The sequence below is a fragment of the Naumannella huperziae genome (assembly GCF_054073625.1).
In genome coordinates this window covers 2977456-2998428 of sequence record NZ_JBSXPH010000001.1, presented here as the reverse complement: position 1 = coordinate 2998428, position 20973 = coordinate 2977456, and the positions used below count along the sequence as shown (strand labels likewise).

Sequence of the window (20973 nt, the reverse complement as noted above, 5' to 3'; positions counted from 1 at the left end):
CGGGTAACTTGGTGGGCATGAAGATCACCCACCTCGGGCATTCGGCCGTGCTGGTTGAGGAAGCCGGGACCCGGCTGCTGATCGATCCGGGCAACTTCGGCGACGGCTGGGTCGGGTTGACCGGGCTCGATGCCGTGTTGATCACCCATCAGCATGCCGACCATGCCGATCCCGAGCGGCTGCCCGGCCTGCTGACGGCGAATCCCGAGGCGCGGGTGCTGGTCGAGCCGCAGGTACGCGAGGCGATCGCGGCGATCGCGGATCGGGCCGAGGATTTCGGGCCCGACTCGGCGCTTCGCATCGGCGGCGTCGAGGTCCGCGCGGTCGGCGGCACCCATGCCGAGATCCATCGCGACATCCCATTGATCGGCAACGTCGGCTTTGTGATCGGCGCGCCGGGCGGAGCCCGGCTGTTCCACCCGGGCGACTCGCTGGCCACCGTTCCCGGCGGCGTCGACATCCTGGCCCTGCCCGTGATGGGCCCGTGGGCAGCGATGAAGGAGCACATCGATTTCGTCCGCGCGGTCGGCGCGCCGCGCGCCTTCGGAATACACGAGGGGCTGGTCAACGATCGCTACCTCGGCCTGTTCCGTGGACGGTTGGGCGAGCTGACCGATACCGAGCTGGTCGACCTGACGGTCGGCGAGCCCGCGGAGGTCTGAGCGTGGCGCACCAGCTTCCTGCGCTGGGTCGGCCGGGTCGCGATCACCCCGGTGACATCCTGGTCGCGGCCTGGCAATGCCTGCGTCGCCGGCCGTTGGCGTACGCCGTGTTGTCGATCGCCCCCGCACTCCTGGGCACGGTCGCGCTGGCGGTGCCCGCCGCCATCGCCGTCGCGCTGCAGCCGGGTCGCCTCGACGGCTTCACCTCCGGCCTGCTCGGCGCGGTCGGCGTGGCCCTGGTCGTGATCGGCGCGCTGGTCAACCTCCGAGTGCTGGCCATGATCAGTGCCCTGACGCACGCAACCGCGCAGGGGGAGAGCATCGGTGTCGCCGATGCCGCGCGGCGCAGCCGCGGGTTCTTCGGGCGCGCGACGGGACTTGTCCTGCTCGGCGCGGGCGTGGTGTTGCTCGTCGGCAGCGGATTGGTCTGGCTCATCGCCCGGTGGCTGTACGGCACCGCGGAGCCGCAACTCATCCCGGTGATCGTCACCGTGCTGATCGCGGGCGCGGCGTGGACGGTGGTCGGCGCCCGGCTGTACCCCCTGCTGCCGGTGCTGGCGCTCGGCCGCGCGGGAGGGGTGCGGGCACTGGGCGAGGCGTGGCGACTGACCGCCGGACACACGGCCCGCACGCTGGGTTGGGTGGCCATGCTCGGGGCGCTGGTCTGGCTGCTCCGGGTGCTCGCCCTGCTACCGGTCGCGCTGCTGGCCGCCGCGGCCAATCCGGGTGCCGATGCCGGGTCCCAGCTCGGCGCCGGCTGGGCCTCACTGCTGCTCACGATCGTCCTGGCGCCGGTGGTCGCGCTGTTCTCGGTGGCGTACCTGACGGCGGCCCAGACGCTCTACGAGCGCGACCTTGCCGAGCGCCGCCCGGCCCCGCCCACGCTCAACTGGGCCCCGCCCACGACGGCGCCGGCCGGCGGCATCGGCGGTCAGGGCTGGCGGCCCGGCACGCTCACCGGCCCACCACCCGCCTCCCGCCCCTGACACCGGCCGCTCAGCCCACCGGACACACCCGGATCGGGTTGCCGTCGCGATCGGTGCGACTAGACGAGCAGCAGCGTGATCGTCGAGCCCTTGGGCGCCTTGCCCGACTCGGTCGGCTCGACCGACATCACATAGCCGAGCCCGAGATATTGGGGGCCGGGCTTCGACTCGACCTTGAAGCCCGCCTCCTTCAACAGCTTGGTCGCCTCGTCGACGCTCTTGGTCTTCACCTCGGGGATCTGGACCAGCTCAGGGCCGAGCGAGCGGACGATGGTGATCGTGTCCCCACGAAAGGCCGTGCCCGACTCCGGATCCTGGCTGATCACCCGATCCTTCGGGACCGAATCCGAGTTCGCGGTCTTCTCGTTGATCTTGAAGCCCTTCTCGGTGAGTGCATCGCGCGCCTCCTCGGCACCCTTGCCCACCCAGTCGCCGATCTTGATCGGCTCGGGGCCCTTCGACACGGCGAGGTTGACCGTGCTGTCCCGCTTCAGCGAACTGCCGGCCTTCGGGTCGGCGGAGAGCACCGTGCCCTTCTTCGCCTTCTCGTCCCAGCGTTCGCTGATCTTGCCGACCTTGAGGCTGGCCGATTCGATGGCCGAGCGGGCATCGTCGAGGGAGGAACCGACCACCTCGGGTGCCTCGAACCGCTCGGGGCCTTTGGACACCACCAGGGTCAGCGCGCTGTCGCGCTCCAGTCGGCTGCCGCCGGCGGGTTCGGTGCCGATCACCGCTCCGGCGGGTACGTCCTCGCTGAACCGCTCGGTGGTACGCGGTTGCAGGGCCGCCTGCCGGACTGCGTCGCTCGCCTGCGCCTGGGTCATCCCGGCGACGGTCGGCGCCGCGGTGAACCGGCCCTCGGCGAACCACCAGCCGGTGGCGGCGGCCAGCAGCACCAACAGGGTCAGCAGGACCAGCCAGATCCACCCGCGGCGCCGTCGGCGGCGCTGTCGCTCCACCAACTCGCGCCGGTGCCGAGAGGGCGAGGACGGTGCCCGTGGTTCGTCGGGCTGTGCCGGCAGCAGTGCGGTACGCCCGGGCTCCGGCGGCGGGCCGATCGGCACCGGGGTCGCGCGGTCGGTGCTGCGTTCGGCCCACGGCACGCTCGGCGACAGCGGCGTGTGCACGGGCGTCGCCGGCCGCGGTGGGCGCGCGGGCCGCACCGGTGTGTCGCGTACCTGTGTGTCGCGTACCTGGGTCGGCCGGTCGAAGGCCTGCGTGCGGTCGTCGGCGCCGTCGAACGGTGCGAGCGAGCGGAACCGGGCGGTCAGCGCGGGGTCGTCCATCACGCCGCTGCCCAGGGCCGCGCGTGCCTCGCGTACCGCCGCGAGCAGGCCGCGCGCATCGGCCGGCCGCTGCGTCGGTTCGCGGCGGGTCGCGGACTGCACCAGTGCGTCGAGATAGGGCGGGATGGCCGTGCGGGTGTGCCGCCAGGACGTGTCCAGGCGCTGCGAGGGCGGCTCGATGTCGTTGTGCACGTGCGCCCAGGCGACCTGGATCGGGGTGTCGCCGGTGTGCGGCTTGCTACCGGTCAACATCTCGAACAACACCACCCCGGCGCTGTAGACATCGGAACGGGGCGTCGCGCGGCCGTGCAGCACCAGCTCCGGTGGGAGATAGGAGACCGTCCCGATCAGCAGGCCCTGGTTCGCGGTGATGGTCTGCGCGCTGATCGCGCGGGCCAGACCGAAATCGGCGACCTTGAGTTGACCGCGGTCGGTGATCAGGACGTTCTCGGGCTTGACATCGCGGTGCACGATGCCGGCCTCGTGCGCCGCCGCGAGCGCCGCCAGCACGGGCTCGATCAGCTCCAGCGCCCGCAGCGGTTCCAGCACGCCGGCGCGGTTCATCAACTGCCGCAGCGTCCCGCCGGCGATGTGTTCCATCACGATGTAGGGCCGGTCGCCATCGTGGCCCTGGTCGAAGACCGAGACGACATTGGGATGCGACAGTCGGGCGGCCGAGCGGGCCTCGCGATCGAACTTGGCGACGAAGTCCTCGTCGGCGCCCAGCCCCTCCTGCATCACCTTGACGGCGACGGTGCGGGTCAGCCGTTGATCGGTCGCCAGATAGACCGTCGCCATGCCGCCGCGGGCGACGCGATCGGTGACCTCGTAGCGGCCATCGAGCACATGACCGATCAACGGGTCGCCCATCTGCGTCATGGTCATCAACTACTCCGGCGGTCGAAAGGGGAAGGTACCGCGGTCTGTCGGCATCCGGCGCGGGACGCCGGCTGCCAGGGCCGAGTCTAGAGGGAGCGCCAAGCGAGGGCCGGGAAGCGACGGCATCGGCGTGCCCCGGCCCCGTTGCCCCGGCCGGCTGACAGGATGGGCGCATGAGCTCTCCCGTGCCGCTCGCCCCGATCATCCCGCCGCACGCCCTCGGTCTCGGCGATGTGTTCAGCGGTGCGTTCGCCGCCATGAAGGCCCGTTTCGGACGGTATCTCGGCCTGGCACTGCTGCCCGTCGCCGCGACCCTGGCCTATGTGCTGGTGATCACGCTCGCCCTGGGACTCATCGCCGCGATGGCCGTCGGCGCTGCGACCGGAGAAACCGGGGCGGGCACGATTGTCGGATTCGTCGTGCTCGGGGTGCTGATCGTCTTCGTGGCGAGCGTGTTGTTGGTCCTGTTCCTGGTCAGGACCCAGGGGATGATGGCCCTGCTCACCTACGACCTGGCGGCGGGCGGCGATCCGAGCATTGGGGAGCTGTGGGCCAGGACCCGCGGTCTGATGGGGCGGGTGCTGGGCATCGCCTTGTTCTTCACCGCGGTGGCGCTCGTGGTCGGCGGCATCTTCTTCGCCGTGTTCGCCGGCATCGCCATGTCGGTCATCGCTGCGTCCGTGTCCGGCGGTTCCTCGTCGGACTCCGCTGCCGGAGCGGCCGGGGCCATGGTCGGCGCAGGCTTCCTGATGTTCTTCCTCGGCTTCGCGGTCTGGGTGGTGGCCATCATCATCGGCGTCCGGCTGTACGTGTTGTTGCCGGTGCTGGCGGTGGAGGAACTCGGCGGGATGACGGCGCTGAAGCGGGCCTGGGACCTCACCCGGGGCTTCTTCTTCCGCACCCTCGGCTATTACCTGCTGCTCGGGTTGTTGATCAGCGTGGTCACCTCCATCGCGCAGGTCCCGGGGCAGGTGATCGGCTCCTCCCTGACGTCCGGAATGGACTCCAGCTCCGATCCGACCGCCGTGATGGCTGCGCTGATCCCGGTGATGCTGGTGCTTTCGATCCCGCCTCTGCTGGTCTCGTTGCTGAGCACGCCGTTCGCGACCGCCTACAACACGATCTACTACATCGACCTGATCCGTCGTCGCGACCAGGGGATGGGCGACCCGGTCCAGGCCTACGGGGCCTACCCCGCCCCGGGCTACGGACAACAGCAGCCGGGGTACGGGCAACAGCAGCCGGGGTACGGACAGCAACAGCCGGGGTACGGGCAGCAACAGCCGGGGTACGGGCAGCAACAGCCGGGGTACGGGCAGCAACAGCCGGGGTACGGCCAGCAGCAGCCGGGGTACGGGCAGCAACAACCGGGCTACGGCCAGCAGCCCGGCTACGGGCAGCCGGGTAGCGGTCCGGAGGATCTGCGCTGACCGACCCGGATCAGTCGATCCGGCCCGCCATCGCCGTGCTCGCCTCGGCGTAGCGGCGCGGCGGGATCCGGCCCGCCCCGGCCGCCAGCGCGCCGGCCTCCACCGCCAGCCGCATCGCCCTCGCCATCCGGGCGGGCGCCCGGCAGCGGGTGACGGCGGAGGCGAGCAGCACTCCCGCGCAGCCGAGCTCCATCGCCAGCGCCGCCTCCGAGGCGGTGCCGATGCCTGCGTCGAGGATCACCGGTACGCCGGCGGCACCGACGATCAGCTCGATGTTGTGCGGATTGCGAATCCCGAGTCCCGAGCCGATCGGCGCCCCCAGCGGCATCACGGCCGCACAGCCGGCGTCCTCCAGCTTGCGCGCGAGGATCGGATCATCATTGGTGTAGGGCAGCACGACGAAGCCGTCGGCGACCAACTGCTCGGCCGCCTCGACCAGCTCGATCGGGTCGGGCAGCAGGGTCAGCTCGTCGGCGATCACCTCCAGCTTCACCCAGTTCGTCTCGAGGGCCTCCCGGGCAAGTTGCGCGGTCAGCACGGCCTCGGCCGCGGTGAAGCAGCCGGCGGTGTTCGGCAACACCCGGATCCCCAGCTCGTCCAGCAGCTCGATCAGCGATCCCGGCGCATTCGGGTCGATCCGGCGCATCGCCACGGTGGTCAGCTCGGTGCCGCTGGCCACCAGGGCATCGCGCATCACGCTCATGCTGGGTGCGCCGCCGGTGCCCATGATCAACCGGGAGGAGAACTCGACATCGGCGATCCGCATCGACTGCGGCAGTTCCGGTTGCACCATGATCAACCTCCTTGGACCGCGGTGACGATCTCGACCCGGTCGCCCTCGGCGAGCGTGCGCTCGGCGTGCTGGCTGCGGCGTACCACCGTGCCGTCGACGGCGACCGCGACTCCGCGATGGGGCAACTCGGCAACCAGATCGGCGATGGTCGTGCCGTCGGTGACCTCGCGGGGTTCGGCATTGACAGTGATCAACATCGTCAGTTCCTCACGGTCTCGGGTCGGGTGGGCGCCGCGAGCCGTGACCAACCGAACGGCCGGGCGACCTCGGGCAACTCGCCGTCGACGACCAGGGCGCTGATCGTGTCGGCGGTGATGGGGGTGAGCAGTACGCCGTTGCGATAGTGCCCGGTGGCGAGCAGCAGCCCGTCGACCGGGGAAGCTCCGAGGAAGGGCAGGTTGTCCGGGGTGGCCGGGCGGAAGCCGACGGAGATCTCGTCGACGGCGTACTCGGCCGCGGCGGGCAGCACCCGGCGAGCATCGCGGAGCAGCTCATACACCGCGCCCGCCGTGGCGGCATCGTCGAAGCCGACATCCTCCACGCTGGCGCCGATCACGATCTCGCCGTCGACGCGCGGCACCAGGTAGACCTCGAAGCCCGAGCTGAACGCCCGCACGGTCCCCCGCGGCCGCGGCATCCGGCCCGCTCGCAGGCGTGCGATCACGCCCTTCACCGGGCGGACCGGCAGCCGGAATCCCAGCTCCAGCGTCCCCGACCAGGCGCCCGCGGCAACGATGGCGACATCGCCGCGGACGGTACGCCCGTCGGCGAGTTCGGCGTACCCGCCGCCGGCCGCGACGACGCGACCCGACAGCCGACGCACGCCGGCGCGCCCGCCGGCCTCGCGCAGCGCGGCCCACAGCCGACGGTTGTCGACCGACCAGTCCCGCTCGACCGGCAGGCCCGCCCGTACCGTCGGCGCCAGCAGGGGTTCGCGGCGGCGTAGCTCGCGGCCGACGATCAACTCGGGCGAGTCGATCATGCCGCGCTCGGTGAGGAATCCGGCGAAGTCGCGCAACCGCGCCACGTCGTCGGCATCGGCGGCGACGGACAGCGTCGGCTCCCGGGACAGCCCGGCCGGCAGCCCGGAGGCGGCCTCCAGCTCGGCCGCGAAGTCGGCGAAGCGGGCCAGCGAGGCGAGGTTCAGGCCCACGATCGCGGTGTCGGTGAAGGTGGCCTCGGTCACCGGTGCCAGCATCCCGGCCGCCACCCCGGACGCCGCGGCAGGGGAGGACGTGCCGATCACGGAGACGGTGCAGCCCCGCTCGGCCAGCCGCCAGGCGATGGCCGAGCCGATCAGGCCATCCCCGATGATCACCACATCCACTCATCCGATCCTAGTCCGCGACGCCAGCGGGCCCGGTGTTTCCTCTATGGTGAGCAGGTGACGTTCCTGCTCGGTCTGGACACACGGCTGCGCCAGTCGCGGCTGTATCTGTGCGTCGACACCCGCCGCGAACGGGGCGATTTCGACGATCTCGTGGCGGCGGCCTTCGCCGGTGGCGTGGACATCGTGCAGGTACGCGAGAAGAACCTGCCTGCCGAGGTCGAGCTGGAATACCTCGAGCGCGCCCGGGCCGCGGCCGGCACCCAACACCTGGTCGCGGTGAACGACCAGCCCGAACTCGCCGGTCGGTTCGGGGCCGACGTGCTGCACCTCGGTCAGGACGATGCCCTGAGCGCCGAGGCCCGCAAGCAGGTGTCGAAGTGGGCGCTGCTGGGCCGCTCCACCCACGACCCGGCCCAGGCCGATGCCGCGCTCGCCGATCCGGAGCTTGCCTATTTCTGCGTGGGTCCGGTGTTCGCGACGCCGACCAAGCCGGACTACACCCCGGCCGGGCTCGACCTGGTTCGCTACGCAGCGCGGGTGGCGCCGCCCGGTGACGTCGAGGCGCGGCCGTGGTTCGCGATCGGCGGGATCAACGCCGAGACCCTGGACGAGGTGATCGAGGCCGGTGCCCGCCGGGTGGTGGTCGTCCGCGCGATCACCGACGCGCGCGACCCCGAGGCGGCCGCCCGCGCGCTCAAGGACCGCATCAATCGCGCGTGGGCCGAGGATCCCGCCACCCGCGACTACGCACTGCGCGCGTTCGGCCCGAGCCAGCGGGCCAGCCTGCGCGATGACCCGCGCTGATCGCGCCGCCGCGCCGGCGTCTCGGCGTACCCTCCTCGCGGCCGGTGCCGTGCTGGCCGCGCTGGTGCTGCTCGGCTGGTTGGTCTTCGGCTCCGGCGGCGACGCGGCCGGGCCCGGCGTACCCTCGGCGCCGCCCGGTACCGCACCGTCCGGCACCGCACCGTCCGGCACAGCGCCGGACGGAGACGGTGCCCGCGGGATCGCCGAGGCCGAGCTGCCGCCGAGCGCCCGGGAGACCCTGGCGTCGATCGATGCCGGCGGGCCGTTCCCGTACCGCCAGGACGGGCAGACGTTCGGTAATCGGGAGGGCCTGTTGCCGAAGCGCGAGCGGGGCTACTACCGCGAATACACGGTCGACAAACCCGGCGAGGACGACCGGGGTCCGTGGCGGATCGTCACCGGCGGCCGCGGACCGGACGTCTACTACTGGACGGCCGACCACTACCAGAGCTTTGTGAGGATCCTGCGATGAGCGCGATCGAGGGGCTGCGGCGCCGCGAGCCGGGCGTCTATCGGGTGCGCGGCGGAACCGCCCTGGCCGAACGGCGGCTGCGCGCCTGGGGTTGGCGGGTGGCAACGCTGGGCGCCGCGCCGGGCGGCACGAAGGACGACCTGCTCGGCGCCGTCGGCGACGCGCTCGGCTTCCCGGACTGGTACGGGCGCAACCTCGACGCGCTCGCGGACTGCCTGACCGACCTCGCCGCCCCGACCGCCCTGGTGCTGGCGGGCTGGCCGTGGCCGGAGGATCTCCCGGGTTGGGCGGGGGTACGCGAGGTCCTCGACGAGCGCATCGCCGACACTCGCTGGCCGGCATTCGCCGTGGTCCTCGATCAGACCGCCTGAACGGCTCAGGCCTGCCGGTCGAGCGCGCGCGCGACCAGCCCCGTCAGGCCCCGGCGGGCGACCTGCGGCACCCCGGCCGCGGCGAGCGCGGCGAGGGCCTGCTGTCGCCCGGCGTCGATCATCTCCTCGACCCGCGCCACGGCACCGGAGTCCATGATCAACTGCCGGGCCCGGTCGATGTCGGCATCCGGGCGGCCGATCTGGCCCGCCAGCTCCGCCCGCGCCCGCGGCGCCGACCCGGCCAGCGCGTGGGCCAGCAGCGCCGTGCGCTTGCCCTCCCGAAGATCATCGCCGGCCGGCTTGCCGGTCACCGCCTCGTCGCCGAAGACGCCGAGCAGGTCATCGCGGTACTGGAACGCGCGGCCCAGCGGGGAGCCGAAGTCGGCCAGCCCATGCTGCAACTCCCGCGACGCCCCGCCCAGCGCGGCGCCGAACTGCAGCGGTCGGATCACCGTGTAGCGCGCGGTCTTGTACTCCACGACCCGTTCTGCGGTCCCGAGCCCCGCCTCGTCGAGGGGCGCGGCCTGGGCCAGCACATCGAGGTACTGGCCGACCGTCACCTCCGTCCGCATCTGTTCCAGCAGCGGCAACCCCCGGGCCAACTGCTCCGGCGCGGGCCCCGCCCGGTGCAGCAGCTCGACCGACCACATCAACAACAGATCGCCGAGCAGGATGGCCCCGGCCCGGCCGAAGGCGGCCCGGTCACCGGCCAGGCCGGCCGCCGCATGGCCGGCCTCGAACTGCTTGTGCGAGGCCGGCGTCCCGCGGCGGGTGGCCGAGTCGTCCATCACGTCGTCGTGCAGCAGCGCCGACAGGTGCAACAGCTCCAGGCTGGCCGCGGCGGCGATGACGGGCGCGGGCGGATCCAGCTCGCCGGTCGCCGCGGCGTACCCCCACAGGCAGAAGGCCGGCCGCAGCCGCTTCCCGCCGGCGCTCGCCGCGCGGGCCTGGCGCAACAGTTCGGCCGTCTCGGGCCCGATCGCGGCCAGCCGCGCGGCCTGGCCGGCCAGGAACGTGTCGAGCGCGGCGGCGACGCCGGCGCGCAGGCGCGGCCCGGCGGGCTCGGCCGGGTCGAGCAGGGGGGTGCTGTCCACCGGGCGAGCCTAGGGGGTGCTCGGTGCGGCGTTGCCTAGGCTGGGCGCCATGCCGACGACCCCCACGCGCGCCGCGACGATCGCGGAACTGCTCGCGGAGGCGGACCGTCCGCTGTACTCGTTCGAGTTCTTCCCGCCGAAGGACGCCGAGGGCGAGCAGACGCTGTGGCGTACCGTCCGCGAGCTCGAGCCGTTGCGGCCGGACTTCGTGTCGGTGACCTACGGGGCGTCGGGCTCGACGCGCGAGCGCACCGTGCGGGTGACAGAGCGGGTCGCGCGCGACACCACCTTGCGGACGATGGCGCACCTGACCTGCGCCAGCCAACCCGCGGCCGACCTGCGGCGGACCATCGGCGCGTACGCCGCGTCAGGGCTGCGTCACGTGCTGGCGGTACGCGGGGATCCGCCCGGCGGGCCCACCGCGCCATGGCACCCGCACCCGCAGGGGCTGGCGAATGCGACGGAACTGGTCGAGCTGGTCGCCTCGCTGGGCGACTTCTGCATCGGCGTGGCCGCCTTTCCCGACCTGCATCCGGATCGGCGCGATGCCGATCTTGATGCCCGGGTGCTGATCGACAAGGCGCGGGCGGGTGCCTCGTTCGCGATCACCCAGTTGTTCTTCGATGCCGAGGCCTGGGTGCGGCTCGTCGACCGGGTGCGCTCTGCCGGCTGCGATCTGCCGATCATCCCGGGCATCCAGCCGGTGACCAACCTGGGCCAGGTCAAGCGGTTCGCCGAACTGTCCGGCGCGGAGCTGCCGTCGCGGGTGGTCGATCGGCTGAACGCGGTCGGCGACGATCCGGCGCAGGTCCGCCGGGTGGGCGTCGACATCGCGACCGAGCTGAGCGAGCGGCTGCTGGAGGCAGGCGCTCCCGGCCTGCACTTCTTCACCCTGAACCGCTCCCGCGCCTCCCGGGAGATCTTCGCGCGCCTGGCGTGACCCGCTAGTGCGGGCTCGCCGGCGACGGCTCGCGGCGTGCCGCGTCCGGGCGCCACTCGCCGGTGCCGGCGACGTCGACGGTGATCAGGCGCTGGGTCGGCCGGGTCAGGGCGACGTAGAGGACGCGCGCCCCGCCCGGGGACTCCGCGACGATCTCGTCGGGCGCGACGACCACCACGCCGTCGTACTCCAGCCCCTTCGCCTCCAGGGGCGAGACGATCGCCAGCCGCCGGCCGACCTCCTCGGGCAGCGCGCCCGCGAGGCGTGATGCCAGTTGGCGAACCCGCGACGGTGGCGCGATCACCCCGATCGTGCCCTCGACCTTGCCACCCAGCTCCGCGACCAGCTCGGCGACGCGCTCGTCGAGACCGGCGGCCGGCGCGGTCTCCAGCCGGGGCGGATACCCGGTGCGGCGTACCGCCGCGGGGACATCGGCATCGGGGAAGGAGCGGCGTACCACGTCGGCGGCGAACTCGAACACCTCGGCGGGGGAGCGATAGTTGGTGCTCATCCGGAATCGCCGCGACTGCCCGCGCTCGACCAGATCGTCGATCGCGCGCTGCGTCTCGGCCGGATCCGGCCAGGAGCTCTGCGCGGGATCGCCGACCACCGTCCAGGAGGCACTGCCGCCGCGGCGGCGCAGCATCCGCCACTGCATCGGCGTGATGTCCTGGGCCTCGTCCACGACGACATGGGCGAAAGTGTCGTGCGGCTCGGCGAACGGATCGTCGACCGGGCGGCGCGCGAGGCGGTCGGCGACCGTGACGACCTCCTCGGTGCGGCCATTGCCCTCGGCGAAGACCAGCGAGCCATCGTCGTCGTCCTCGTCACTGGCGGGTGCGGGCGCCGGTCCGAGCACGGCGGCCAGCTCGTCGAGCAGCGCGATGTCGTCGACCGACCAGCCGGCCGCCGGATCGGCATAGCTGTCGCTCAGCGTGGCCACCTCGTCCGGCGTCAGATCGTCTCGCGCCAGAGCGGCGGCGGTCGCCGGCTCGCCGAGTCGGCGCAGCAGCCCGGCCGGGGTCTGGGCCGGCCACCAGGCGGCGAGGAAGTCGCGGTACCCGGCCGAGGAGGTGACCAGATCCTCGAATGCATCCCGCTCCAGGTCGGCGGCATCAGTGCCACGGTCGAGTCCGTCCCAGCGTCGCCACAGCGCCTCCAGCAGCGCGCCACGGGCCTCGCCGGCGCCCTGGTTGTAGCGGCGTTGCCGCAGCACCTGGGCGCGGATCCGGTCGAGCTGTGGCGGGTCGAGCGTCAGGATCTCGCCCTTCACGCTGACCCGCAGCCGCGGCTCGCCGGCGTTCGTCGGCGGGTTGTTCACCAGCCGTCGCAGCACCGGCACCATCCGCAGGCTGCCCTTGATCGCGTGGGCCGCCGGCGGGTCGTTGCGGGTCGCGGTGATGCCCAGCGCGTCGACGGCCACGCCACCGATGGAGCGCAGCGTGACCGCGTCCTCGCCGAGCGAGGGCAGCACCCGCTCGATGTAGTTCATGAACACCTGGCTCGGCCCGACCACCAGCACGCCGCCGGACTCGAAGCGACGACGGTTGGAGTAGAGCAGGTACGCCGCACGATGCAGCGCCACCACCGTCTTGCCCGTGCCGGGCCCGCCCGTGATCATGGTCACGCCCTGGTAGGGGGCGCGGATCGCCTCGTCCTGCTCGGCCTGGATGGTGGCGACGATGTCGCGCATCTGGGGCCCCCGGGCCCGGCTCAGCGCGGCCATCAGGGCCCCCTCGCCGAGCACCACCAGATCGGTGTCGCTGTCGGTGTCGAGCAGGTCGTCCTCGATGCCGATGACCTTCTCACCGCGAGAGCGCAGCACGCGACGGCGTACCACCTCCATCGGTTCGGCCGGCGTGGCGCGATAGAACGGCTCGGCCGCCCGCGCGCGCCAGTCGATCACCAGGGGCTCGTAGTCCTCGTCGCGCACCCCGAGGCGGCCGATGTAGCGCACCTCGCCGTCGGTGCGGTCCAGTCGCCCGAAGACCAGCCCCTCGTGTTCGGCATCCAGCGTGGCGAGGCGCTTGGCTGCCTGGAAGGCGAAGACATCGCGCTCCAGCATTCCGGTGCCGTCCTCGTCGCGGAAGAAGTTATTGCGATCCGTGCGGTAGAGCGCCTGGCCCTCCGAGGCGACCTGCCGGGCCGACCGGGCCGCGGCGGCGAGGCGCTCGTAGACGCGGTCGACGTGGGCCTGTTCGGTGGCCAGCTCGCGCTCCAGGGCGTCGGTCGTCTGCTGCTGGTTCAGTGGTCCGTCCATCCTCTTCGCTTCGGCCGGATCGGCCGGAACAAGACGCCACAGTCTATGCCCGACCCCGGGCCGCTCGACGGACGTCCCGGCCCGCGGCGGCTCGTCCCGGTGCACCTCGTCCCGCTCGGGTCGCCGGTTGACCGGGGCGGGTCAGATCAGCCGGCGACGTGGTGTGTCCTTGCGGGTCGGCCGGATGTCCTCGCCGGTGCGATCGCGGTGCACGGCGTACGCGGCGAGCGCGGCCGACAGCAATTGGGCCCACGGTTCGGTGCCGGCCCGGGTCAGGGGGCCGGCGTAGTAGCGGCCCGGCGAGCGGGTCGTCGGGGTCAGCCGCTGCCAGGTGCGGCGCCCGCGCCAGGCGATCCGGTCGCCGCCGGTGGTGTCCACCACGGCCGCGGCGCCGAGCTCTGCCGGATCGAGCCGCGCGGGATCGGGGATCTCGCTGCCGTGGCGCAACTCCACGCCGCGCTTGTCGAGGCGGGCCAGCAGCAGCCGGACGAGGGCGGCATTGTCCGGCGTACCGGTCGCGTCGGTGATGGTCCAGCGGCCGAAGGTACGCCGCAGCGCGTGCCGGGTGGCGTACCAGCCGGGCAGCCGGTCGGCGGTGGTGTGCTGTTCGGCCGCGACGGCGCCGAGCAGGTCGCCGAGCAGCGGGTGGCCGAGCTCGCGGGCATGATCGGCGAGGGAGTGCCGCCAGCCGATGGCGCGGCGGGTCGCGCGGTCGGGGCGCCGGGCCCGGAACTCCTGCTCCAGACCGAGCGGGCGCAGCCGCTGCCAGGTGTCATCGGTGCGGTCGAGGAAGTCCTGCCAGGCCCGGGCGGTCGCGGGACCGGCGGCGGCGCTGATCGCGGCGTACTGCCCGGCCCGGTCGTGCGGGAGCGCGAGCGCACCGTGGTCCGTGGGCGGCGCGGGCGTCCAGGAAAGGCCTGCCCGGTCGAGTTCGAGGTCGAGCGGGCGGCCCGACTTGCGGAAGGTGTCGCGCCAGGCGGCGGGAAGGTCGAGAACGGGCGGCAGGGTGAGCGCGGGCGCGGACGCCCGCTCGTGGATGATCACCCGGTGCCCGGCCAGCGCAAGGCGGGCCGCGACCGCCAGACCGGCGAGCGAGGCCCCGATCACGGCGACCGGCGTGCGCTCGACGGCTTCGGCGGACGGGCTCACGCGGGCGGGCCGACGGCCCGGCGTTCCCGCCAGTGGCGCAGGCGGCGCCAACCGCGCCGGATCTGTCGCGCGGCCAGCACGGCGAGGACGATTCCGATGATCAACAAGATGCCGGCGACGATCGCCGCCGGGATCGGGTTGAGCACGGCGAAGGTGGTCATTCCGACCACGGCGACCTCGCCGCCCGCGGACGCGGCGATGTTGCTCGCCGGTTCGGGCGAGGTGTTGATCGCCAGCCGGAGACTGGCGCGGACCAGGTGCGAGACGAGCGCGGTCAGGCCGCCCACGGAGGCCAGCGTGATCGTCACCAGGTCGCCCTGGGCGTTGGCCATCAGGGCGCCGATCACCGCGCCGGCGACCGGCCTGATCACCGTCGAGATCGTGTCCCAGACCGAATCGACGTAGGGGATCTTGTCGGCGAAGAACTCCACCAGCGCGAGGATGCCGGCGATGATCAACACATCGGTACGCTGCAGCGCCTGCGGCACGTCGCCGAAGCCCGCGAAGCGCCCGAGCAGGCCGAGAACCAGGACCGTTGCATAGGCGTTGACGCCCGATGCCCAACCGCTGGTGAAGACGAGGGGAAGCGCGCCCATGGGAAAAGTGTAGGGCCGGCAGCGACGGTGGCGGCGCAGGCGAAGCCAACGGGCCTTGACTTTGATGCAATGTAATCATGTAATAACTTCATGAACGATGAGAGTGGTTCCCAGGTGGGGGCGTGGTTCGCGGGGCGGCTGCCCGGCGAGTGGTTCGTGGCGGCGCCGGAGGTCTCGGTCGACCGCGAGGAGATCGTGGTGACCGGCGAGATCGCGGCCCCCGAGGGCGTCGAGGACGATGCCGCGGCGCAGGCCGGCCGGATCCGCCGCTTCCGGGAGGACACCCGGCAGCAGCGGATGGCGATCGCCGACGAGGCGGAGGAGCGCTTCGGCCGCAAGGTCGCCTGGGGCGTCAGGTGTGGGCAGACGAGCCAGCTCTTCACCCACCTGGCGGTTCCGGTGATGACGCGGCTGCGTCAGCCCCAGCGCAAGGTGCTCGACACGCTCGTCGATGCCGGCGTCGCCCGCTCGCGCTCCGATGCGCTCGCCTGGTGCGTCCGCCTGGTCGGGGAGAACGAGGGGGAGTGGATCGACCGGATGCGCGAGGCGCTTGCCGCGGTGCACGAGGTACGCGACTCCGGGCCCGTGGGCCGCGCCGGCTGAGGCCCCCTCACCCGCCTCCCGGTCGATTGTTTCCGTAGTTATGCCCGCTATCAGTCCCTGATAGCGGGCATAACTACGGAAACAATTCCGAAGGGGGCGGCGGCGGGGTGGGTGGCGAGTCTGAGGCGGCGGGGTGGGTGGCGAATCTGAGGCGGCGGGTGGGTGGCGAGGCGCAGGGGATCAGCTCCCGGCGTACCGATCCAGGAAGGCATACACCTCGGCCTCGTCGACGCCCGGGAAGGCGCCGGGCGGCAGCGCCGCGAGCAGATGACTGTGCGCGGACGAACTGGGCAGGAACTGCCCGTCCCAGTCGGTACGCAGCTCCTGGGGCGCGCTGCGGCAACAGCTCGGGTCCGGGCAGCGCGAGACCGAACGCTCTTTGGTCTCCCGGCCACGGAACCACTTCGCATGCACATAGGGCACGCCGAGGCAGGTCGAGAACGTCCCCTGTGTCGTGCCTTCCGTGCGGGCGGTGCACCAGTAGGTCCCGGTCGAGGTGTCGGTATAGGCGTTGTAGGCGTTGAAGGTGTCCGGGACGGTGAAGATCATCCGGGAGGTCCAGTAGCGGCAGCAGCGCTGTCCCTCGATCGCGCCGGTGTGGTCGGTCGGGAAGGCCACATCGTCGTTCTCGTAGGCCTTGTAGATGGTTCCGCCCTCGTGCACCTTCATGAAGTGCACCGGGATGCCCAGGTGGTGGGTGATCAGATTCGTCATCCGGTGGGCGGCCGCCTCGTACGACACCGCGAACGTGTCGCGCAGGTCCTCGATCGCCAGTTCCTTCGCCTTGCGCGCCTCGGTCAGTACGTCCACGCACGCCTGTTCGGGCATCAGCAGCGCCGCCGCGTAGTAGTTGGTCTCCACCCGCTGGCGCAGGAAATCGCCGTAGCTGGTCGGGGTGTCGTGGCCGAGCACGTGATGGCCGAGCGCCTGCAACAGCACCGAGCGCGGATCATGATCACCGCGCGAGCGGCGGGAGAGGTAGATCCGCCGCTGCTTGAGGTCGGTCACGGACCGCGTCGACTGCGGCAGATCCTCGACGTGGTGCAGGCTGAAGCCGAGCTTGTCGGTGATCGCGTTCACCAGGTGCTCCGACAGCGGGCCGCGCCGATAGCCGACCTTGCCGAGCAGCGACCGTGCCTCCTCCTCGATCTCGGCGAAATAGTTGTCCCGGGCACGCATGTCGCGGCGCAACTGGGCGTTGGCGCGCCGGGCCTCCTCCGGTGTCGCGGTGCGCTCCTCGGCGTCGCGCTCGAGCTGGCGGTGCAGCGCGACCAGCGATTCCAGCGCATCCATCGGTAGCCGGGGGCCGATCCTGACCTTCGGCAGATTCCGCGAGGTCGCCAGCGGGGAGCGGGAGTAGCGCTCCAGCTCGATCTCCAGGGCGGTACGCCGGTTCGGTGGCTCGGCACCCGTGAGCTCGTCCAGCCCCACCCCGTAGTGGTTGGCGAGCTTGGTCAGCGTACCGATCCGCGCCTCGCGTTTGCCGTTCTCGATCAGGGAGAGCTGGGACGCCGCGACCCCGCCGATGCTGCCGGCCTGGGCGAGGGTGAGCCCCTGCTGCTTGCGCAGGTGCCGCAGCCGGCGACCGAGCTCGAAAGGTGTGTTTCGCTCGGCCGGGACGGTGCCCGCCGCGGGACTGGACCATGTCGTCTCGGCCACTCCTTCACCATAGGAAAGATTTGCGAATCTTTCCACCGATTCGGCTCGATCAAACTGGCGTTCTGCCCGCAAGGTTGTTCCACGACGGGCAGCCCGGCCCGGGAGACCACGAAGGAGTCGCGACCGATGTCGGAGAACACCAACCCCAGCAATGTGCCGATGAGCGCCGAAGCGCTGGCCCACGACTGGGCCAACAACCCTCGTTGGGCGGGTGTGGAGCGCGACTACACGGTCGAGGACGTGGTACGCCTGCGCGGCCGCGTGCCGGAGGAGCACACCCTGGCCCGCCGCGGCTCGGAGAAGCTGTGGCGCGAGCTGACCGAGGGCACGCCGAACGGTGAGTACATCAACGCCCTCGGCGCGCTCACCGGCAACCAGGCCGTGCAGCAGGTCAAGGCCGGCCTGCGTGCCATCTACCTGTCGGGCTGGCAGGTGGCGGCCGATGCCAACCTCGCCGGCCAGACCTACCCCGACCAGAGCCTCTACCCGGCCAACTCGGTGCCGGCGGTCGTGCGGCGGATCAACAACGCGCTGCAGCGCGCCGACCAGATCGAGTTCTCCGAGGGCAAGCAGAGCGTCGAGGACTGGCTGGTGCCGATCGTCGCCGACGCCGAGGCCGGCTTCGGCGGCCCGCTGAACGCCTACGAGCTGATGAAGTCGATGATCATCAGCGGCGCGGCCGGCGTGCACTGGGAGGACCAGCTCGCCTCGGAGAAGAAGTGCGGCCACCTGGGCGGCAAGGTGCTGATCCCGACCGGGCAGCACGTGCGTACCCTGAACGCCGCGCGGCTGGCCGCGGACGTCGCCGGCGTGCCGAGCGTGATCATCGCCCGCACCGACGCGGAGGCGGCGACCCTGATCACCTCCGACGTCGACGAGCGCGATCAGCAGTTCATCACCGGCGAGCGGACGCCGGAGGGCTTCTACAAGGTGACCAACGGCATCGAGCCGTGCATCGAGCGCGCGAAGGCGTACGCCCCGTACGCGGACCTGATCTGGATGGAGACCGGTACGCCCGATCTCGAGCTCGCGCGGAAGTTCGCCGAGGCGGTGAAGGCGGAGTACCCGGACCAGATGCTGTCCTACAACTGCTCGCCGTCGTTCAACTGGAAGGCCAACCTGGACGACGCGACGATCGCGAAGTTCCAGAAGGAGCTGGGCGCGATGGGCTATGCGTTCCAGTTCATCACGCTGGCCGGCTTCCACGCGCTGAACTACTCGATGTTCGATCTCGCCCACGGCTACGCCCGCGAGGGAATGAGCGCCTACGTGGACCTGCAGGAGCGCGAGTTCGGCTCCGAGGAGCGCGGCTACACGGCCACCAAGCACCAGCGCGAGGTCGGCACCGGTTGGTTCGACCTGGTCTCCCAGGCCGTGAACCCCAACGGCTCCACCCAGGCGTTGACCGGCTCCACCGAGAGCGCCCAGTTCCACTGACCGGCGACCGGCGGGCCCGTCCGGGCCCGCCGGTGGTCAACTTCCCGAGGAGATTGATCATGAACGACCGCATCACCGTCACCCGCGACGACGGGCCCGCCCAGGACAGCGTGCTGACTCCGGAGGCGCTCGACTTCCTGGTCGCCCTGCACGACCTCTCGGTCGGGCGGCGCCAGGAGCTGCTGCAGACCCGCCGGGACCGGCGCGCCGAGATCGGCAACGGCCGCGACCCGCGGTTCCTGGCCGAGACCGAGCACATCCGCAACGACGATTCCTGGCACGTCGCGCCGCCGGCGCCGGGGCTGGTGGATCGCCGGGTGGAGATCACCGGGCCGACCAGCCGGAAGATGACGATCAACGCGCTGAACTCCGGTGCGAAGGTCTGGCTCGCCGACCTGGAGGACGCCAACACCCCGGCCTGGGCGAATGTGATCGACGGGCAGGTCAACCTGCGCGACGCGATCAACGGCCAGATCGCGTTCACCTCGCCGGAGGGCAAGGAGTACGCCGTCACGGCGACCGAGACCCCAACCATCGTGGTCCGGCCGCGCGGCTGGCATCTTGCCGAGAAGCACCTGCTGGTGGACGGGGTGCCGATGGCCGGCGGTGTGGTCGACTTCGGGTTGTACTTCTTCCACAACGCCAAGCAGTTGATCGCCAACGGCGCGGGACCGTACTTCTACCTGCCCAAGCTGGAGGGGCACCTCGAGGCCCGGTTGTGGAACGACATCTTCATCCTCGCGCAGGACCTGTTGGGCATCGAGCAGGGCACCATCCGGGCCACCGTGTTGATCGAGACAATCACCGCGGCGTTCGAGATGGAGGAGATCTTGTACGAGCTGAAGGAGCACAGCGCCGGCCTGAACGCGGGCCGCTGGGACTACATCTTCAGCGTGATCAAGAACTTCCGCTCCCGCGGCCCGCGGTTCGTGTTGCCGGATCGCCAGGACGTGACGATGACCGCCCCGTTCATGCGGGCCTATACCGAGCAACTCGTCCGGGCCTGCCACCGGCGAGGCGCGCACGCCATCGGCGGGATGGCCGCCTTCATCCCGAATCGCAAGGATCCGGAGGCAACCGAGCAGGCGCTGACCAAGGTCGCCGAGGACAAGAAGCGCGAGGCCGGTGACGGATTCGACGGCTCCTGGGTGGCGCACCCCGATCTGATCGAGACCGCTCGGGCGGCATTCGACGAGGTGCTGGGTGACCGGGAGAACCAGGTCAACCGGCTGCGCGAGGATGTCACCCCGGACGATCGGGCGCTGATCGACATCGAGTCGACGCCGGGTGAGATCACCGAGGCGGGCGTGCGGACCAATGTCGAGGTCGGCATTCGCTACCTCGAGGCGTGGCTACGGGGCAACGGCGCCGTGGCGATCCACAACCTGATGGAGGACGCAGCTACCGCCGAGATCTCGCGCTCGCAGTTGTGGCAGTGGATCAACGCCGGTTCGCAGACCAGTGACGGTACGCCGATCACCGCGCAGTGGGTCGAGGCCGTCATTGACGAGGAGTTCGCCGGGCTGGAGCGGTTCGAGGGGGACAAGTTCGACCTCGCCCGCGAGCTGTTCAGCGAGGTCGTGCTCGGCGAGGACTACGCCACCTTCCTCACCGTGCCGGGCTATGCGCGCTACCTGTGCCGGGCCAAGCAGCCGCACGCGCACCGCGAGGATTTCGCGGTCGCGGTCTGATTCCCCCGACGAACGGCGGTCCCGGTATCGGGGCCGCCGTTCGCCGTGCTCTGGTGTCGGGGCGCTGGCGCAGTTATCGTCGAGTATGCGCATCCATGACGTGATCGACCGCAAGGGCGCGGAGGTGGTCACCGCGCGACCCGATTCCGACATCGCGGCCCTGGTCGATCTGCTTGCCGAGCACGGCATCGGCGCGGTGGTGGTCAGCGAGGACGGGAGCAGCGTCGACGGCATCGTCAGCGAGCGTGATGTCGTGCGCGCGCTCACCGACGGCCCCGACCTGTTGGGCCGACCGATCAGTTCGATCATGACCGCTGACGTGCAGACCTGTTCCCCCGACGATGATCTTGAGGTCGTCGCGCGGACGATGACCGACGGCCGGTTCCGGCACCTGCCGGTGATCGCCGACGGCGGGCTGGCCGCGATCGTGTCGATCGGCGACATCGTCAAGCACCGGATCGACGAGTTGCAGACCGAGCGCGAGCAGTTGGTCGACTACATCCAGAGCTGACCGGCCCGCTCGCGCTAGAT

20 protein-coding genes are annotated in these 20973 nt (G+C 71.5%); 11 read left to right on the top strand and 9 right to left on the bottom strand.

Annotation, left to right across the window (positions count from 1 at the left end; translation table 11 throughout):
* Nucleotides 1–17: 17 nt before the first annotated feature.
* Both ACXDC7_RS14280 and ACXDC7_RS14275 read left to right on the top strand, forming a co-directional pair.
* Nucleotides 18–662, top strand: coding sequence for an MBL fold metallo-hydrolase (locus ACXDC7_RS14280; protein WP_459222513.1), 645 nt, complete (start codon nt 18–20; stop codon nt 660–662).
* A 2-nt stretch (nt 663–664) separates the two neighbouring features.
* Nucleotides 665–1648: a hypothetical protein gene (locus ACXDC7_RS14275; protein ID WP_459222512.1), complete on the top strand. Its 984-nt coding sequence runs from the start codon at nt 665–667 to the stop codon at nt 1646–1648.
* Nucleotides 1649–1707: 59 nt separating this feature from the next.
* Here the strand turns inward: ACXDC7_RS14275 and pknB are convergent, their stop codons facing one another.
* Entirely contained in the window at nt 1708–3819 is a 2112-nt protein-coding gene (gene pknB, locus ACXDC7_RS14270; protein ID WP_459222511.1) for a Stk1 family PASTA domain-containing Ser/Thr kinase, read from the bottom strand.
* A gap of 167 nt (nt 3820–3986) precedes the next feature.
* On the opposite strand from pknB, the gene ACXDC7_RS14265 reads away from it, so the two are divergent.
* Nucleotides 3987–5243, top strand: coding sequence for a hypothetical protein (locus tag ACXDC7_RS14265; protein ID WP_459222510.1), 1257 nt, complete (start codon nt 3987–3989; stop codon nt 5241–5243).
* Nucleotides 5244–5253: 10 nt separating this feature from the next.
* Here the strand turns inward: ACXDC7_RS14265 and ACXDC7_RS14260 are convergent, their stop codons facing one another.
* The 3 genes from ACXDC7_RS14260 to thiO are packed head-to-tail and all read right to left on the bottom strand — an operon-like array spanning nt 5254 to nt 7363.
* Nucleotides 5254–6036 carry a thiazole synthase gene (locus ACXDC7_RS14260; protein WP_459222509.1) on the bottom strand — a complete coding sequence of 261 codons (783 nt, stop codon included), beginning with the start codon at nt 6034–6036 and terminating at the stop codon, nt 5254–5256.
* A gap of 2 nt (nt 6037–6038) precedes the next feature.
* Nucleotides 6039–6233 carry a sulfur carrier protein ThiS gene (gene thiS / locus ACXDC7_RS14255; protein ID WP_179445810.1) on the bottom strand — a complete coding sequence of 65 codons (195 nt, stop codon included), beginning with the start codon at nt 6231–6233 and terminating at the stop codon, nt 6039–6041.
* A 2-nt stretch (nt 6234–6235) separates the two neighbouring features.
* The gene (gene thiO / locus ACXDC7_RS14250) at nt 6236–7363 is read right to left on the bottom strand and encodes a glycine oxidase ThiO (RefSeq protein WP_459222508.1); all 1128 of its coding nucleotides are present in this window, start codon (nt 7361–7363) and stop codon (nt 6236–6238) included.
* Nucleotides 7364–7420: 57 nt separating this feature from the next.
* Here thiO and thiE point away from each other — a divergent pair, with 57 nt between their 5' ends.
* The 3 genes from thiE to ACXDC7_RS14235 are packed head-to-tail and all read left to right on the top strand — an operon-like array spanning nt 7421 to nt 9013.
* Nucleotides 7421–8170 (top strand): thiamine phosphate synthase, encoded by a 750-nt coding sequence (gene thiE, locus ACXDC7_RS14245; protein WP_179445812.1) that lies wholly within the window; start codon nt 7421–7423, stop codon nt 8168–8170.
* The gene (locus tag ACXDC7_RS14240; protein ID WP_459222507.1) at nt 8157–8642 is read left to right on the top strand and encodes a ribonuclease domain-containing protein; all 486 of its coding nucleotides are present in this window, start codon (nt 8157–8159) and stop codon (nt 8640–8642) included. The genes thiE and ACXDC7_RS14240 overlap by 14 nt, the downstream gene beginning before the upstream one ends.
* Complete coding sequence (locus tag ACXDC7_RS14235) at nt 8639–9013, top strand: barstar family protein (protein WP_179445814.1); 375 nt, start codon at nt 8639–8641, stop codon at nt 9011–9013. The genes ACXDC7_RS14240 and ACXDC7_RS14235 overlap by 4 nt, the downstream gene beginning before the upstream one ends.
* A 5-nt stretch (nt 9014–9018) precedes the next feature.
* Here the strand turns inward: ACXDC7_RS14235 and ACXDC7_RS14230 are convergent, their stop codons facing one another.
* On the bottom strand, nt 9019–10107 hold the full coding sequence (locus ACXDC7_RS14230; RefSeq protein ID WP_459222506.1) for a polyprenyl synthetase family protein: 1089 nt from the start codon (nt 10105–10107) through the stop codon (nt 9019–9021).
* Nucleotides 10108–10156: 49 nt separating this feature from the next.
* On the opposite strand from ACXDC7_RS14230, the gene metF reads away from it, so the two are divergent.
* The gene (gene metF, locus ACXDC7_RS14225; RefSeq protein ID WP_179445815.1) at nt 10157–11047 is read left to right on the top strand and encodes a methylenetetrahydrofolate reductase [NAD(P)H]; all 891 of its coding nucleotides are present in this window, start codon (nt 10157–10159) and stop codon (nt 11045–11047) included.
* 4 nt (nt 11048–11051) lie between these two features.
* On the opposite strand, the gene ACXDC7_RS14220 is transcribed toward metF, so the two are convergent.
* The 3 genes from ACXDC7_RS14220 to ACXDC7_RS14210 form a co-directional block, all read right to left on the bottom strand.
* Nucleotides 11052–13268, bottom strand: coding sequence for a HelD family protein (locus ACXDC7_RS14220; protein ID WP_459222845.1), 2217 nt, complete (start codon nt 13266–13268; stop codon nt 11052–11054).
* A 180-nt stretch (nt 13269–13448) separates the two neighbouring features.
* A complete protein-coding gene (locus ACXDC7_RS14215) occupies nt 13449–14456 on the bottom strand; it encodes a hypothetical protein (RefSeq protein ID WP_459222505.1) in 1008 nt (335 codons plus the stop codon).
* Nucleotides 14453–15052 carry a DUF4126 domain-containing protein gene (locus ACXDC7_RS14210; RefSeq protein WP_179445817.1) on the bottom strand — a complete coding sequence of 200 codons (600 nt, stop codon included), beginning with the start codon at nt 15050–15052 and terminating at the stop codon, nt 14453–14455. Before ACXDC7_RS14210 ends, ACXDC7_RS14215 begins: the two co-directional genes overlap by 4 nt.
* A 90-nt stretch (nt 15053–15142) precedes the next feature.
* Between ACXDC7_RS14210 and ACXDC7_RS14205 the strand changes: the two genes are divergently transcribed.
* Complete coding sequence (locus ACXDC7_RS14205; RefSeq protein ID WP_459222504.1) at nt 15143–15655, top strand: hypothetical protein; 513 nt, start codon at nt 15143–15145, stop codon at nt 15653–15655.
* Between the two features lie 180 nt (nt 15656–15835).
* Here ACXDC7_RS14205 and ACXDC7_RS14200 read toward each other — a convergent pair whose 3' ends face one another.
* Complete coding sequence (locus tag ACXDC7_RS14200; RefSeq protein WP_179445819.1) at nt 15836–17314, bottom strand: helix-turn-helix transcriptional regulator; 1479 nt, start codon at nt 17312–17314, stop codon at nt 15836–15838.
* Nucleotides 17315–17440: 126 nt separating this feature from the next.
* Between ACXDC7_RS14200 and aceA the strand changes: the two genes are divergently transcribed.
* From aceA to ACXDC7_RS14185, 3 genes are all read left to right on the top strand, one after another.
* Entirely contained in the window at nt 17441–18751 is a 1311-nt protein-coding gene (aceA, locus tag ACXDC7_RS14195; protein ID WP_459222503.1) for an isocitrate lyase, read from the top strand.
* A 59-nt stretch (nt 18752–18810) separates the two neighbouring features.
* Entirely contained in the window at nt 18811–20442 is a 1632-nt protein-coding gene (aceB, locus tag ACXDC7_RS14190; RefSeq protein ID WP_459222502.1) for a malate synthase A, read from the top strand.
* 85 nt (nt 20443–20527) lie between these two features.
* On the top strand, nt 20528–20953 hold the full coding sequence (locus ACXDC7_RS14185) for a CBS domain-containing protein (protein WP_459222501.1): 426 nt from the start codon (nt 20528–20530) through the stop codon (nt 20951–20953).
* Nucleotides 20954–20973 lie beyond the last annotated feature (20 nt).